At 55.6% G+C, this 15,036-nt stretch carries 13 protein-coding genes; 9 read left to right on the forward strand and 4 right to left on the reverse strand.

What is annotated here, in order from left to right; all coding sequences use genetic code 11:
* Nucleotides 1-9 precede the first annotated feature (9 nt).
* The 4 genes from KJI95_RS16010 to KJI95_RS16025 all read right to left on the reverse strand — a co-directional run bounded on the left by KJI95_RS16010 (nt 10) and on the right by KJI95_RS16025 (nt 3,267).
* Complete coding sequence (locus KJI95_RS16010) at nt 10-966, reverse strand: FAD:protein FMN transferase (protein ID WP_214508192.1); 957 nt, start codon at nt 964-966, stop codon at nt 10-12.
* Nucleotides 967-1,016: 50 nt separating this feature from the next.
* Entirely contained in the window at nt 1,017-2,339 is a 1,323-nt protein-coding gene (locus KJI95_RS16015) for a DUF3570 domain-containing protein (protein ID WP_214508193.1), read from the reverse strand.
* Nucleotides 2,340-2,566: 227 nt separating this feature from the next.
* The gene (locus tag KJI95_RS16020; protein WP_214508194.1) at nt 2,567-2,782 is read right to left on the reverse strand and encodes a DUF4266 domain-containing protein; all 216 of its coding nucleotides are present in this window, start codon (nt 2,780-2,782) and stop codon (nt 2,567-2,569) included.
* Nucleotides 2,779-3,267: a TlpA disulfide reductase family protein gene (locus tag KJI95_RS16025; protein WP_432653811.1), complete on the reverse strand. Its 489-nt coding sequence runs from the start codon at nt 3,265-3,267 to the stop codon at nt 2,779-2,781. Before KJI95_RS16025 ends, KJI95_RS16020 begins: the two co-directional genes overlap by 4 nt.
* Nucleotides 3,268-3,780: 513 nt before the next feature.
* Here KJI95_RS16025 and hyaA point away from each other — a divergent pair.
* The 9 genes from hyaA to hypD all read left to right on the forward strand — a co-directional run bounded on the left by hyaA (nt 3,781) and on the right by hypD (nt 15,021).
* Nucleotides 3,781-4,917 (forward strand): nickel-dependent hydrogenase small subunit, encoded by a 1,137-nt coding sequence (hyaA, locus tag KJI95_RS16030; RefSeq protein WP_214508195.1) that lies wholly within the window; start codon nt 3,781-3,783, stop codon nt 4,915-4,917.
* Between the two features lie 3 nt (nt 4,918-4,920).
* Nucleotides 4,921-6,633: a nickel-dependent hydrogenase large subunit gene (gene hyaB, locus KJI95_RS16035; RefSeq protein WP_214508196.1), complete on the forward strand. Its 1,713-nt coding sequence runs from the start codon at nt 4,921-4,923 to the stop codon at nt 6,631-6,633.
* Nucleotides 6,634-6,648: 15 nt separating this feature from the next.
* Nucleotides 6,649-7,371 (forward strand): Ni/Fe-hydrogenase, b-type cytochrome subunit, encoded by a 723-nt coding sequence (cybH, locus tag KJI95_RS16040; RefSeq protein ID WP_250885886.1) that lies wholly within the window; start codon nt 6,649-6,651, stop codon nt 7,369-7,371.
* A 113-nt stretch (nt 7,372-7,484) separates the two neighbouring features.
* Nucleotides 7,485-8,042 carry a HyaD/HybD family hydrogenase maturation endopeptidase gene (locus KJI95_RS16045; protein ID WP_214508197.1) on the forward strand — a complete coding sequence of 186 codons (558 nt, stop codon included), beginning with the start codon at nt 7,485-7,487 and terminating at the stop codon, nt 8,040-8,042.
* Nucleotides 8,030-9,949 (forward strand): NiFe hydrogenase, encoded by a 1,920-nt coding sequence (locus tag KJI95_RS16050; protein WP_214508198.1) that lies wholly within the window; start codon nt 8,030-8,032, stop codon nt 9,947-9,949. Before KJI95_RS16045 ends, KJI95_RS16050 begins: the two co-directional genes overlap by 13 nt.
* Nucleotides 9,950-9,980: 31 nt before the next feature.
* Nucleotides 9,981-12,632: a carbamoyltransferase HypF gene (hypF, locus tag KJI95_RS16055; RefSeq protein WP_214508199.1), complete on the forward strand. Its 2,652-nt coding sequence runs from the start codon at nt 9,981-9,983 to the stop codon at nt 12,630-12,632.
* A 106-nt stretch (nt 12,633-12,738) separates the two neighbouring features.
* Complete coding sequence (hypB, locus tag KJI95_RS16060) at nt 12,739-13,602, forward strand: hydrogenase nickel incorporation protein HypB (RefSeq protein WP_214508200.1); 864 nt, start codon at nt 12,739-12,741, stop codon at nt 13,600-13,602.
* Nucleotides 13,602-13,847, forward strand: coding sequence for a HypC/HybG/HupF family hydrogenase formation chaperone (locus KJI95_RS16065; RefSeq protein WP_214508201.1), 246 nt, complete (start codon nt 13,602-13,604; stop codon nt 13,845-13,847). Before hypB ends, KJI95_RS16065 begins: the two co-directional genes overlap by 1 nt.
* A complete protein-coding gene (gene hypD, locus KJI95_RS16070) occupies nt 13,840-15,021 on the forward strand; it encodes a hydrogenase formation protein HypD (RefSeq protein ID WP_214508202.1) in 1,182 nt (393 codons plus the stop codon). Before KJI95_RS16065 ends, hypD begins: the two co-directional genes overlap by 8 nt.
* The last annotated feature ends 15 nt before the right edge of the window (nt 15,022-15,036 follow it).

Here is a 15,036-nt window from a genome sequence, read left to right on the forward strand (position 1 = left end):
TGTGCTGAATTAATTAGAGACGGCTTCGCCGCGCTGCACCATAAACACCAGCCCTTCGGCGTCCAAAAACGCCTCTGCGCCCTCACCTTTAAGCATCGCCAAGGTTGACAGCATCCCCGCCGCCGATGCGCTTGGTGCAAGCACAGTGACTGAGCGCGGCGCAGTGGGGACCGGATAACCGGTTTGGGGCGACAGAATATGACCTATGCGTTTACCGTCCACCAGCAAAAAACGCTTGATGTCGCCGCTGGTGGCAAGGCCGCCACCTGGAAATCCAATAAGCCCAGCCGCGTTTTCGCGCCGCTCCAACGCCTTATTTACAGGATTAATACCTTCAACGCCAATCTGCCAGGGGTAGCGACTCGCGGCGATATCACCGCCAAGGTTTACCAGCACAGCAACATCAAACCCGAGTGATTTAGCATGGCGCTCCATCAACAGCAGCGCCCTGTCAGCGGCATACTCCTTGGCGATACCGCCAAAATCGAGGCTCATACCTGCGGGTAAAAAGAGTCGCCAACTGCCTTTGTCTTTGTAAAAGCGCAGCCTCTCAAAGCCGATGTGTTCAAGGGTAGCTTGAACGTCGGCATTTGTGGGGAGCCACTTTTCATTCAGGCCAAAGCCCCACAGGCGTTGTAGCGGCGCCACAGTAATGTCAAAAAGCCCACCTGATAGCCGGTAACCGTCGGCAGCAAACTGAAGCAGCCCCGCGGTTTCGGCATCAATGCAAATGTCGTTGCCTGCAAGGCCGTTGATGCGGTTAAGCTCACTGCCTGGCAAATAACGGCTGTATTTGGCTTCGATGCGCTTAACCTCTGTGATGGCCAGTTCTGCAAGCTCAGCAAGAGCCTTGGCTTGTAGATCACTCACACCGATAAACAGCAGTTCACAGTCGCTCGCCATGGCCTGAAAGCGAACCCGATGTGGATCCAAAGGCCGAATCGACTGGGTTAATGTTTCAATCATCTCTCAATTCCACGGATCTCTCAGTTCCAAGACTATTAGTTCCACGACTATTAGTTCCAGGAATAGTTAAGCTGCAGCATGGCGGCATTAAGCTCTGGGTACAAATCAAGCCCCTGAAGACCATCAAGGCTTGATGCCTCACCACTTGGCAGCTGGCGGTAATACTCAAGCCTTAGAGCAATCTCATCACCGTCTTTGAGGCGCCAGCCAGTTTTAAGGCCCAAGGTCCAGGTATCCATATCGCCGATGCGATAATCGGCGCTGATGTGCGGTGCTACCGGCTCGCCCTGCAACAGATACGGGGTAAAGAAATCCACGCCCTGTTGGCGATACGCCCGCAGATGGAGCTGCACGTAAGGCCCCATTTTGCCGGCAAAATAATGGCGATATCGGCCTTCAAGGGTGTGGGAATCAAGCCCCCAGTCATCAAGAGTAAAACGGTAGGAATACTCGGCCACGCCTTGCCTGAATGCCGTTTTGCCGAGCACGAATGCGCTTTGTTTAAGACGACTGTCCGGCCGCGACTCATAAAGGTAGTGACTTGCGTTGCCGCCACTATCCAAAACCGACACCAGCTTATAAGGATCATTAAGATAACCGCTTGAATAACCAAGGCCGTAATTGAATTGCACCAGGGTGGATTTGGTAAGGATTTGGGTGACGCCGAGCATCAACTCGCCAATGCGTTTATCGCCGACACCGCGCTCACGGCTTGAATCAAACGCCTGCCAGAAGGCTTCTTCATCGGCAAAGTCTTTACGAATCGCCATAGCGCTTAAGGGCACGGGTCTGCCGCCCACGGCATCAAACAGATCGTAGCCCAGGGCGCCTGAGAGGCTTAAGGTGGTGTTGTCTTTAAAAAAGCCCCACTCAATACCGCCATTCACGCCAAGCGACAGATAATCAAACTCTTTTGAGCCATAGACACCGGCGTTAACTTTGGTCGCGGTATCCAGCGTCTTCTGCCAGCCGCCAGAGAGCGACAGCCGCGTATCCTGAAAGGTGTCATCGAGCGGCGTGTCACCCGCCGCCACCTGATATTCGCCCTTGCCCGAAGGGCGGGTGAAGGTCTGAGCACTTTGCTGCGCTACCGCACCTGAGGCCGATGCGCCGGACAAGCTGTCGAGCACAATTTTGGCGTTAATGGATTCACTGTCGGATAAGGCCTTGGTGCCCGATACCACGCCTTCGATGGCCTGAACCCGTGCATCTTCACGATACCAAAGCAGCGCGGCATCGATTGCCCAGCCATCAATCAGACGTGCGAGCAGACTGCCATCATCGCTATCAGGCACTTGAATTAACGCATCATTTACCGCATCAGCGGCGCCAACTGCAGGTGTTTCGGTCGCTGACGCGTCAAAACTTATCATGGCAAGGCTTGAGAGGCAGATGGCGGCTGTAATGCCGTGCCTGTGCGGCGCAGGCGAAGTTGAAGAAGTTGAAGAAGTTGAAAAAGTTGAAGAAGTTGAAGAAGTTGAAGCAGTTGACGAAGAGACATAGTCATCCGGCTTTGCTTGTGTAAGACGCGGATTCACTTCATCCGCAACATGATTTACGGGCTCGTTAGGCTGTGAGGCTGGAGACAGTGAGGCTGGCATCAGTTGCATCCGCAGCCGCCTCCGCCAAAGCCTCTGCCGCCGCTGGCGCCTTCTTTACTGAAATACACATGGTCGTCGAGGGCAAGGTCCGTCGCTTCTGCGCCAAGCTGCATATCCTCGCGGGCAAACTCGCCCTTCTCCCATGGCTGCAGTGTGGTGCAGCCGCCAAGGAGTAGCAACACCGCTGGGAAAAAGATTATTGTTCTGAACTTCATTGAGGCTGCTCCAGCAAGGTTACAAGCTCAGCTTCATACTCGCTTGCCCGCTCGGTAAAAAAGCCCACATGGCTTTTAACGAGTTTTCCGGTTTTATCAAACACAAAGCTTGATGGCATGCCCTGCAAATCAAAACGTCTGGCCACCTCGCCTTCGCTGTCATAGCCAATCACAAACTGAGGCTTCAGATCATTAAGGAACGCTGTGGCATCGTCTTTGTCGGTATCAAGATTAATGGCGAGCACCACCAGCCCCTTATCCTTGTAGCGACTGTGCATCTCATTCATCCAGGGGAAGGATTTTCGGCACGGGCCGCACCAGGAGGCCCAAAAATCCACGTACACCACCTTGCCGCGATAATCGCTGAGGTTTAACACCTTACCCTCAGCATCCACCACCTGATGCTCAAGGCTCGGCGCGGCAACAGCGTGAGTGGCAAACCCCATCATAAGCAAAGTCACCACGGCCAGGGAGACCAGTTGCATTCGGGACTGCGGCGCAAAAAATGTAGCAAAATTCATGGTTGGCTCTCTGGCGTGTGCTCTTGCGGTCTCACTAATTGGCACAGAATTGTCTTTTCATAAGCTTAAGGATTTATTAACTATCAGGGAAGTTTTTAAGCTATCTCTTAACCTTATCTTCTGGCGGCACTTATCCTCTGGCGACGCTTAATCACCGAGCAACGTTTAGTTCGCGGCATAAGCTCTGCAGCTCATGCCTTGCCTTAAGCGCTGCGGCTGTACTTGCGCCTGATGCGAGATATGCTGCCAACAGCTGGACGATGTAAAAACCAACACCTGCGACATTCTGACCCACCTCACCAACAAAAGTTTGAGCCAGCTCATGTTGCAGATATGTAAGACCTTTGTATGGGCACACGTCAGGTAAAAGCTTGACGTGTATCAATATGATGACCAGCCCCCCTTTCTACACTTTTCCTGAAATGTCGTGCATGCGAAAGGCATGTTTACAACGTAAAACAAGAAAAGGTCATCACCATGGATACACATGCAGCCCTCTACGAGCAAGGAAAGCAGCGGCTTGAAACCCTGCGTTCCCTGCCAAGGCGCCACGAGGAGACCCTCTTTGACAAGATGGCTCAACATGGCATTACCCGTCGTGATTTTATGAAATGGAGCGCCTCGGTTACCGCCATGCTGGCGCTGCCTCTGCCGTTCTCAAATCTGGTGGCGGAAGCCGCCGAACTGGCCGATCGCGTGCCGCTCATTTGGCTGCACATGGCCGAATGTACCGGCTGCTCTGAATCCCTGGTGCGTGCCGATACCCCAAACCTGGATACCCTGATTTTCGACCATATCAGCCTCGAATATCACGAGACCCTGATGGCCGCCGCCGGCTGGCAGGCCGAGGAAAACCTCGAGCACGCGCTGGAAACCTACAAAGGCAACTACCTGCTTGCCGTCGAAGGTGCCGTCCCCACCGCCAATAACGGCGCCTTCTTAACTGTGGGTTGTAAGGGCCACACCGGGCTTGAAATCATCAAGCATGCCGCCGAAGGCGCGGCCGCCATTGTATCTGTGGGTACCTGCGCCTCCTTCGGTGGTGTGCAGGCCGCCTACCCCAACCCCACAGGCGCCAAGGGCATACACGAAGTGGTCAGTAAGCCGGTGATTAACCTCGGTGGCTGTCCGCCCAGCGAGAAAAACATTGTCGGCACCCTGATGTACTTCATCATGTTCGGCAAACTGCCGGCGCTTGATATGTTCAACCGTCCAAAATGGGCATACGGCGCTCGGGTACACGATAATTGTGAACGCCGAGGCCGCTTCGATGCCGGTGAATTTGTTGAAGAATTTGGCGATCACGGTGCCAAAGAGGGCTACTGCCTCTACAAGGTGGGCTGTAAAGGGCCTTACACCTACAACAACTGCCCCACCGAGCGTTTTAACCACCACACCAGCTGGCCGGTGCTCGCCGGTCACGGCTGTATGGGCTGCTCCGAGCCCAACTTCTGGGACGACATGGCCGACTTTGAGAAACCACTCGGCAGACAACTGTTGCATGGGCTTGATGCCACCGCCGACACCATAGGCGCCGTCATTCTCGGTGCCACCGTGGTCGGCATCGGCGCCCACGCCGTTGCCAGTGTATTTGCCCAGGCCAAAGAGGACTAAATCATGAGCCAACGTGTTGTTATCGACCCCATCACCCGCATCGAGGGCCACTTGCGCATCGAGGTCGAGGTAGATGAGAACAATGTCATTCAGAACGCCTGGTCCTCTTCCACTCTGTGGCGCGGCATCGAGGTTATTCTCAAGGGCCGTACCCCCATGGACGTGGGGCTGATTGTGCAGCGTATTTGCGGCGTCTGTACCTATTCCCACTATCGCTGCGGTACCGAAGCGGTGGAAAACGCCCTCGGGGTGAAAATTCCACTGAACGCAAAGTACCTGCGCTCATTAATGCAAACCTCGCTCTATATGCACGACCATATAGTGCACTTCTATCACCTCCACGGCCTCGACTGGGTCGATGTGGTCTCTGCGCTCAGTGCTGACCCTGCCAAGGCGGCTCAGGTGGCGCTCAAATACACTGATAAGCCAATTGCCGCCGGTGAAGGCGAGCTTCGCGCTGTACAGGAGCGGGTAAAAGGCTTTGTGGAAAAAGGCCAGCTCGGCCCCTTCGCCAACGCCTACTGGGGTAATGGCACCTATAAGTTCACCCCCGAGCAAAACCTGATTGCCCTGTCTCACTACTTAAAAGCGCTGGAAGTGCAGCGGGTTGCGGCCGAGATGCTGGCCATTTTCGGTGGCAAGCAGCCTCACCCACAGTCTTTGGTGGTGGGCGGCGTAACCTCGGTACGTGACATGTTAAGCCCTGCCCGCTTGCAGGAGTGGAAGCAAAAACATGCTTATGTCACCGACTTTATCAAGCGTGCCTATCAGGCCGATATAGTCATGGCGGCCGAAGCCTTTGGCACTGAACCTTCGGTACTTGGCGGCGTGAATGTGAAAAACTTCCTCGCCACCGACGATTTTGTGCTCTCCGGCGGCGAGTACATGTTCAATGGCGGCGTGATAATGAATGGCGATCTGGCCGGTGTCAGCGACATTAATCCGGATTTGATTGCCGAGGACGTAACCCACGCCTGGTACAGTGCCGACAAGGCGCAGCACCCCTACGATGGCACCACAGTGCCAAACTACACCGGCTTTGTGGAGCGCGACACAGTTTACGGCAAGCTGCCGACTCTGGATGGTGATGGCAAGTACTCCTGGGTGAAATCCCCTCGTTACAACGGAGAGCCTGTGGAAGTAGGCCCACTCTCAAGCCTCTTGGTAAGCTACGCCCGTGGCAACAAGGTGGTTGTGGATGCGGTAAATGCTCTGCTCGCCCGCACAGGTCTGCCGGTAGAGGCGCTCTTTACCACCCTCGGGCGCACTGCCGCACGCATGCTGCAAACCGTGATTGTGGCCGATGAAGGCCTGCGTACCTTCGATGCGCTTTTAACCAACATTCAGTCCGATGAAGCCACTTACGTGAAGCCCGAAATCGACCCAGCCAAGGAGTATGTGGGTCATGCGATGATTGAGGCGCCGCGCGGTATGCTCAGTCACTGGATCCGCATCAAAGGCGGTAAGGTTGAGAACTATCAGGCGGTGGTGCCTACCACCTGGAACGCCGGTCCCAAGGATGCCAACGGCAAGATTGGCCCCTATGAAGCCTCGCTGATTGGCCTCAAGCTTGAAGATCCTGCCAAGCCGCTGGAAGTAATTCGCATCATCCACTCCTTCGACCCCTGCATGGCATGCTCGGTACACGTGATGGACTTCAAGGGCGCGAGCCTGTCTGAGTTCAAGGTGTCACCCAATGGCGCTTCAGGGTATTAAAGAAACGGAGGCAGTATGAACACGCAAGTCAAGACGCCCCTGGGGGGCGGCAGCACAGCGGCACATCACACTGGCCAGCAACATGGTGATGAATATGAGCGGACCTTTATCTTCACCGCCGCCATCCGCATCTTCCACTGGTTAAGAGCGCTGGCGATTTTGGTGCTGGTGGTGACCGGCTTCTACCTCGCCTGGCCGTTTTTGGTCGCGCCCGATTCCACCGATGTACTGGTGCAGGGCTGGGTACGCTTCGGCCATCTGGTGTTCGGCTTTGTGCTGTGCGCCGTCACCCTCGCCCGCGCTTATCTGTTTTTCTTCAGTAAGCACGACATCGAGCGGCGCTCCATGCGCGATGTGCTAAGCATCAACAGTTGGATAACCCAACTTAAGTCCTACCTCTGGATGGGTAAACTCAATAAGGCGGGTGTGTACGGGCCGCTGCAATTTGTGACCTACTTTGCGATTTCGGTAATTGCCGGCGCAATCTGCATCACAGGGCTGATACTTTATGCCAATGTTTACCATGAAGGCATGGGCGGCATGCTGTGGGGCACGGCAAGCACCCTCACTGCCTGGATGGGTGGCCTCGCCGAAGTGCGGCTGTGGCATCACTACTTTACCTGGGTATTCATTGTGTTTGTGGTTATCCACGTTTATATGGCTGTGTGGACAGGTATTCGCTTCAAACACAACTCGGTAGACTCCATCGTCTCCGGCTACGACTACCATAAGCATTGATGCCGCTTGCGCCATGCCTAATCCAGGGAGGATAAGCATGGCGCTGTTTCTGTACCCTACTTGTACACACCGCATTTGGTGACGCCCACTGACGGGCTACTGGAGGAGAAAGGATGAAAGTCCTGCTACTCGGAATAGGCAATATCCTGTTCGCCGACGAAGGCGTGGGCGTGCATTTCGCCAATTATCTCGCTGAAAATTATCGTTTTACTCACCCACAGCATTCCCTTGATATTCTTGATGGCGGCACCCTGGCTCAGGGCCTTACTCCCATCATTGCCAAATACGACCATCTTATTGTTTGCGACACAGTCAACGCCCCGGGCGTGATGCCGGGGGAAGTCTATTTCTTTGATTTTGATGCCGCCCCTGCCGAAATCGACTGGCAAGGCAGCGCCCATGAAGTGGAAATGCTGCAAACCCTCACCATGATGGAAATGCTTGGGGACAGGCCCAAAACCTTTGTGCTCGGCGTTACTCCCACAGTGCTCGAGCCTATGCATATTGGACTGACTCAGGACTTACTCGCCGCCATTCCCGTGATGGAAAAAGCGCTGCTTGCCCACCTGAGCAGCCTTGGTTTTAACAGCCAAAGGGTGGCTGACAACACCATAGAAAGCCTGTTCCAGGACGCCATTTACCGTGAGGCCAATACGCCATGTCTGCCATAACCACGACTCCTGCTGATACAGTCCCAGACGTAAAACCGCTGGATACCCATCAAGGGGTGAAACCGGTTCGATTCGAATTCGATACCTCGCGGCAGGTGCCCTTTTACCAGGCAACCCTGCAGAGCCTGATTACAGATAGCCAATATCAGGCACTGGCACTCGACGCCGGAGCGAGCAAGCTTGAGCGCGGCTACCGTTATTGGCTGCACGCCCATGGCGAGCAGACTGAGCTTGGTGCCTTTGCCGATAGTCTGGCTCAGGCATTTCCGCTGTCGTGTTTTTTGCTGGGTGCCCGCGTTTGTGCTGCTGATGATGAGGCAAATAAGCCGCTGCCGCCCCAAATCGACAGTGCGCATACCATCGATACGCCAAAGCTTGCCTTTTGCGGTCACTGTTACCCGCGTTTTGGCGACAACCAAAGCCCTGAGTTTGGCAAACTGGATTTAGTCTGCCCCCATTGCCATGGCGAACAATTCAACCATAGCGGCGAGCAGACTCAGGCAAGGCACGCAAAAGCGCCGACGCTGGATGAACTCAAGGTATTGGCCAAAGCCGTCATCGGTGGCGATACCACAACACTTGATGCCACTACGCTTGAGTCCAGGCGCTACAGCCTTAAGGGCAGCGCCCAGCGTGATACGCTGCTTGTGTGTAACCCAAACAGCCTGCCGGGTCATTTGCTAGCCTCTGAGGCCGACGTACTGGCGCTCTCCAGCATCGAAAAACCCAGACTCAGGCTGATGCCCATCCCCGAACATGGCAGTCTCTGTGCTCCCAGTTATCGGGTGCGTTTTGCTGCGAGCCGCGCCGAGCTGGTGCTGTGTGAGCTGCTGCGCGTTAAAGGCATCGATTATCTCTTTATTCAGGACACAGACAGCACCCCGGAGCTGTGCGCCATCGATGGTCGCTGGCACTGTATCAGCGAAGCCTTAACTTCAGCTGGCGCGACCCAATACACGGTGTTAGCGCCCGGAGTAACGCTGGCGCACAACATTGCCAGCAGCAACGGCGTTATCGCTCAGGCCCATGGGCAATCTGTGTCGTTAAGAAAAGACCAGCACTCTGCATCAGGCTCGGTGAAAGGGCCTGCACTGCTCTCACTCAAGGGCCTCACCGGCAAGAGCGGCAAAGCGCTCGCCCACCACGCCAGCCTTTACCTTGGCACCGCCGGCCCACTGGAGATAGCCACTGTGGATGGTCAGGGCAAAGAGGAAGTGTTCTTCAGCCAAACACCGCTGCCGGACAACGGTTACGACATCTATCGACTGCTGATGGAGAGCCCCCAGCGCACCGTGCTTGAAAAATTCAAGGCAAGCTTCCCCCAGGAGTGCCTTGCCATGCTGGATATCAGCTTTTCGCCCACCATGGAGCGCGGCAACCTGCAGGGGCTGTGGGCCATGGGTGCCTGCATCCTCGGCCTCGGCCTTGGGCGGGAAAAACCCTCAGTGGCCTTTTTGAGTGACGTCCTCATCAGTGAGGCACAGAAATTCCGTGGTCAAACCGCTCCCCGTATCGACTATCCGCTGATCCGGGGTGAGGCGCTGCGCTCGATTAACTGGTGCAAGACCCTCGGCACCCTGATGAGTTTTCGTCTCGCCGGGGATGAAGACAAGCCCAAGCTCGCCTTTGCCATGATGGACTCGCTGGCCGACTATCTTGCCAACTGGATTGAACATCTGGATCTGAATGTCGGCATTCGCAGTGTGTATGTCAGCGGCAGTGAGCTTGCCAATCCGGTTCTGGCAAAACGGCTGTGGCTGCGTTTGGGAAAGAACTTCCCTATCGAGACCAATCCCGAGCGGGATCTCGATGGCGCCATCTTCGCCATCGGCGCCCTGCTCACCCAGACACCAAGGCGTTTTGGCGCGCTGGGGCGCGAGGCACAGAGTGCCGATGCCAGTCAATGAACCAGCATCAACAGCCAGCTAAGGAGTGGGAATGAGTGTCGGCATAGCACTGCAAATTACCGGCATAGTGCAGGGGGTGGGGTTTCGCCCCCATGTGTTTCGTCTCGCCCATGAACTGGGGCTTGGCGGCAGCATACGCAACGATGCCGATGGGGTGTTTATCCGCCTTAAAGGGCCTCAGTACCGGCTCGATGACTTTATCGCCAGCTTAAGGGCCTCGCCGCCACCACTGGCCCGCATCGATGCCTTCGAGATCCTCGCCGACGATGCATTGGATCTCGATGAAAACCACTTTGTTATTGAGCAAAGTAAGGCAGGCGGCGAGGCGCAGGTGGTGGTGTCCCCCGATAAGAGCATGTGCCCCGAGTGTCTGGCGGATATCAACAATCCCGACGATCGCCACTATCGCTACCCCTTCACCAATTGCACCAACTGCGGCCCGCGCTACACTCTGATAAAGGCCTTGCCCTACGACAGAAAGCACACCTCCATGGCCCAGTTCGCCATGTGCCCCGAGTGCGAAGCCGAGTATAAAAACCCGCTGGACAGGCGCTATCACGCCCAGCCGGTAAGCTGCCCACGCTGTGGCCCGGGTCTTAGCCTCACCACACCCGACGGCGCCCTTATCAGCAGCCAAAATGATGTCTGCATGGATGAGTGTGTACGTTTGATTAAAGAAGGGGCCATCTTTGCCATCAAGGGCCTGGGCGGCTTTCATCTGGTGTGTGATGCCACCAACGAGGCCGCGGTTGAGCGCTTAAGAGAGCGCAAAGTACGTCCGGCCAAGCCGCTGGCAGTGATGGTAAACGACCTGGATATGGCCAAGACACTCGCGTTGGGCTCAGAGGAAGAATGGCAACTGCTCGAATCCCGCGAACGGCCGATTGTGGTGATGCGAAAGGCCACTCGTCCGACATCAAATCTTGGCGAGGCGCTTTCAGACACAGCGCAACCCAGTTTGGCAAAAGCAGTAGCGCCCGCCTTGGCCGAGGCGGTTGCGCCGGGAATAGACCGCATCGGGTTATTTTTGCCCTATACCCCACTGCATGCGCTGCTTTTAGACGCTCTTCGCAGACCGATTGTGGCCACCAGTGCCAATCGCAGCGGCGAGCCGATTATTATTGAAGCATCTGATATTCATAGCAAACTTTCGGGCGTAGTGGATTATATCCTCGACCATAACCGCCCTATTGTCTCAGGCTGTGACGATAGCGTGGTGCAGTGGTGCGCGGGGCAGTTGCAGGTTATCCGCATGGCGCGGGGCTACGCCCCCATGGCGCTGCACTCACACGCGGCGCTGTCACAGCAACTGATGGCGGTCGGCCCGCAGCAAAAAAACACGTTGGGCTTTGGCGTGGGGCATAACCTGTTTTTAAGCCCCCATATTGGCGATCTCTTCAGTATCGAGGCCGAAGACTACTTCATTCGCACCCTGCAAAGCTTTAAAAGGCTCTATGACGTTAATCCGACAAGCGTGATTGCCGATAGTCACCCAGACTACGCACCGAGCCGCTTCGCCAGAAACTATGTTGCCAGAGACTATGCTGCCAGAGGCTATGTCGGCAGTGCTGACACCATTGAGGCGCATGAGACAGCGACCGGCGTGCAGGCGCGGGAACTTGTCACAGTGCAGCACCACTTCGCCCATGTGCTCTCGGTCATGGCGGTGAATAACACCACTGGCCCGGTACTTGGGTTCAGTTTTGATGGCACCGGCCTTGGGGATGATGGCAGCCTGTGGGGCGGCGAAGTCATGCTCTGCACCGCCACCGACTATAAGCGCCTCGGCGGCCTGATGCCCTTTGCGCTGCCAGGGGGCGATAAAGCAAGCCACGAGCCCTGGCGCCTGGTGATAGCGCTTTTGCACGATAGTGTGAGCGCCGAGACACTCTCAAGCCTTGGGTGCTTATCGCACCTCTCTCCTGCGGCCCTTGGCAATCACATCAAGGTTGCTGCCCGTAGCCATGTTCTGAAAAGCTCCTCCATGGGGCGGCTTTTTGATGCCGTCGCGGCCCTGCTTGGGCTTTGCAATCAGATTCAGTTTGAAGGCCAGGCCGGTATGCTGCTGGAAGCTGCCGCCGCGCGGGCCAATGCTAATTCGGTTAACCTAAACGAAGCGCAAACAAATACTTTTTCAACAAGCACGGTTTCAACAATCGCTGCTTCAACAAACACGGCTTCAACAATCGCGGATTCAACAGCAAGGGCTCAAGCAAACAAGGACCAAGTGACACAGCGGCTGTTTGCAGCCTTTTTGTCGTCGAATGCAGGCTCGAATGCAGACTCTTGCTTAGAGAGTGGCGTAGAGATTGACTTAGAGACTGGCGTCAGCAAAAACCTAACTCACTGGAATGGCGCGGCGCTCATGAATGCCATGTTGCACGAGCTGACTGAACTGACCCGAAGCAACACAGATGCGGCAGAATTCGCCTCGGCTCGCGACACCCTCGCCGCCGCTTTTATCGACACCATTGCCCTGGCTATCGCCGATACCGCCAAACGATTCCCCAAGCTGCCAATCGTGCTCACCGGCGGCGTGTTTCAAAGCCGCACCCTTGCCAATGTGACTTATGAAAAGCTTATCAACGCAGGCCATACTGTGCTGCCCTGGGGAGAGGTGCCGGTGAACGATGGCGGCATTGCCCTTGGGCAACTTTGGTACGGCGCTCACATTTTTGCCTGAAAGCTGCGCCAGTTTGATCCGCCCTCACTAAATGCTGATGCAGGTCAAACCGGCGGTTAACAGTTAGTAGCAAAATTGTCAGAAATACCAACAGGAGATCCCTACCATGTGCCAGGACTGCGGCTGCTCTTTGCCACGCTTCGGTATGCAAGCCTCCCAACATACACACGCCGCCAAGGCGCCCCATGGGGCGCTAAGCACTAGTTCTCATGAAGACCTCAGCACAAACCCGCAGCTGAGCGATGCCAAAACCTTGTCGGTTATCCATAAAATTCTTGATAAAAACGATGTGGAAGCAGCCCATAATCGGCGCCATTTTGAAGCGAGCAGGATAAGCGCCTTTAATCTGATGAGTAGCCCCGGCAGCGGCAAAACTACCCTGCTCGAGCACCTTTCTGAATACACCTCCATCCCCTATGGCGTGATTGAAGGGGATCTGGAAACCTCCAAAGACGCCGACCGCCTGATTGCCAAAGGTATAGACGCGATTCAAATCCAAACCGGCAGCGCCTGCCACCTCGATGCCTTTATGGTGCACGGTGCCCTGCATCGCTTAAACCAGAAAGAAGGCAGCATCGCCTTTGTTGAAAACGTCGGTAATCTGGTCTGCCCGGCCAGTTACGATGTGGGCACCCACCGCAGCGTAGTGCTGCTGTCCATCCCCGAAGGCGATGACAAAATCGCCAAGTATCCGGTAATGTTCCGCCGCGCCGATCTGGTGCTTATTACCAAGTGCGATCTGGCGCCCTATTTCGATTTTTCCGTTGAAGATGCCAAAGCGGCACTGATGGCGCTTAACCCCCACAGCCCAGTGATTGAAATCTCGGTAAAAGATGGCCGCGGCATGCAGGAATTTGCCAACTGGCTTCAGGCCGATCATCAGGCGCGGTTTGATGCCGTGAAAACCGCGCCATTATCAGCATCTTCCACATATTCAGCAGCTTCAACCCATACCGCGGAGGAATGCTGATGTGCCTCTCAGTCCCTTCTGAAGTGGTTGCCCTGCACCCGGATGAGCAGGCTATAACGGTCGATACCCTCGGCGTTCGCCGTAAAGTGAGCCGTCATCTTCTCAGCGAAGATATCCAGATTGGCGATTATGTGCTTATCCATATCGGCTTTGCGATGAATAAAATTGATAAAGAAGATGCACTGGAGAGTCTCAAGCTTTATAGGGAAATAGCCGCCAAACTGGAGGCTGAAAATCATGTCTGATCCAGGCAGTAATTCAACCACCAATGAAACTGACTCACTGCCATTAAAGACCCTTTATGCAGGTTTCAGGGACGCCGCCACCATCAGGGCGCTGGCATCCAGCATCAATCAAGCGGCCCAAAAGCTCAGTGAGCCTTTGTACATCATGGAAGTGTGCGGCGGCCATACCCACACCATCATGAAATATGGCCTGCTGGGGCTGATGCCTGAAAATGTGCGCTTTATCCACGGCCCGGGTTGCCCGGTCTGCGTGATGCCAAAAGAGCGTATCGATCAGGCCATTGCCCTTGCCAGTTTCGATGGCGTGATTCTGCTGACCCTCGGCGACATGATACGGGTGCCGGGCTCCAAAGGCAGCCTTGCCCATGCCCGCGCCAATGGCGCCGATGTGCGCCCCCTGTACGACCCACTCGATGCCCTTGCCATCGCCCGGGATAATCCGGATAAACAGGTGGTGTTTTTTGCCATAGGTTTTGAAACCTCCACCCCGATGACTGCTGTGCTTATCAAAGAGGCCGAAGCGCGGGGTCTCGATAATTTACTCTTTCATATCAACCATGTGTTGGTGCCGCCCGCCATCGATGCGGTGATGGCCGAGCCTGCCACCAAGGTCAATGCCTTTATTGGCCCGGCCCACGTGAGCGTGATAAGCGGCGCCAAAATTTATCGGCGCGCCGCCAGGGTGCATGGCACCCCTGTGGTGGTGAGCGGGTTTGAGCCGGTGGATGTGATGGAGTCCATCCTGAGGCTTATTCAACTTAAACTTCGCGCTGACGCTTCGGCAGAGGCGCAAGTTGATATCCAGTACAGCCGCGCAGTCACCGAAGAAGGCAACCTCGCCGCTCAGGCGCTGGTGGATGAGTATCTTGAGGTGCGGGACAGCTTTCGCTGGCGCGGCCTTGGCCCCATCCCCCGCTCGGCACTGAAACTCAAAGACAGTTTTGCCCACCGCGACGCCGAAAAAGCCTTTGCCGGACGTTTGCCGGTGCAGCAAATCGATGACCACAAAGCCTGCCAGTGCGGCGATATACTCCGGGGTCTTGCCAACCCCATGGATTGCAAAGTGTTTGGCCGGGGCTGCACTCCACAAACGCCCCTTGGCAGCTGTATGGTGAGCTCGGAAGGCGCCTGCAACGCCTATTACCGCTATCAGGGCTTAACGGAAACGGCCTGAGCAGCAGGCGCAAGA

Source organism: Shewanella jiangmenensis (genome assembly GCF_018596335.1).
Lineage (GTDB): Bacteria > Pseudomonadota > Gammaproteobacteria > Enterobacterales > Shewanellaceae > Shewanella > Shewanella jiangmenensis.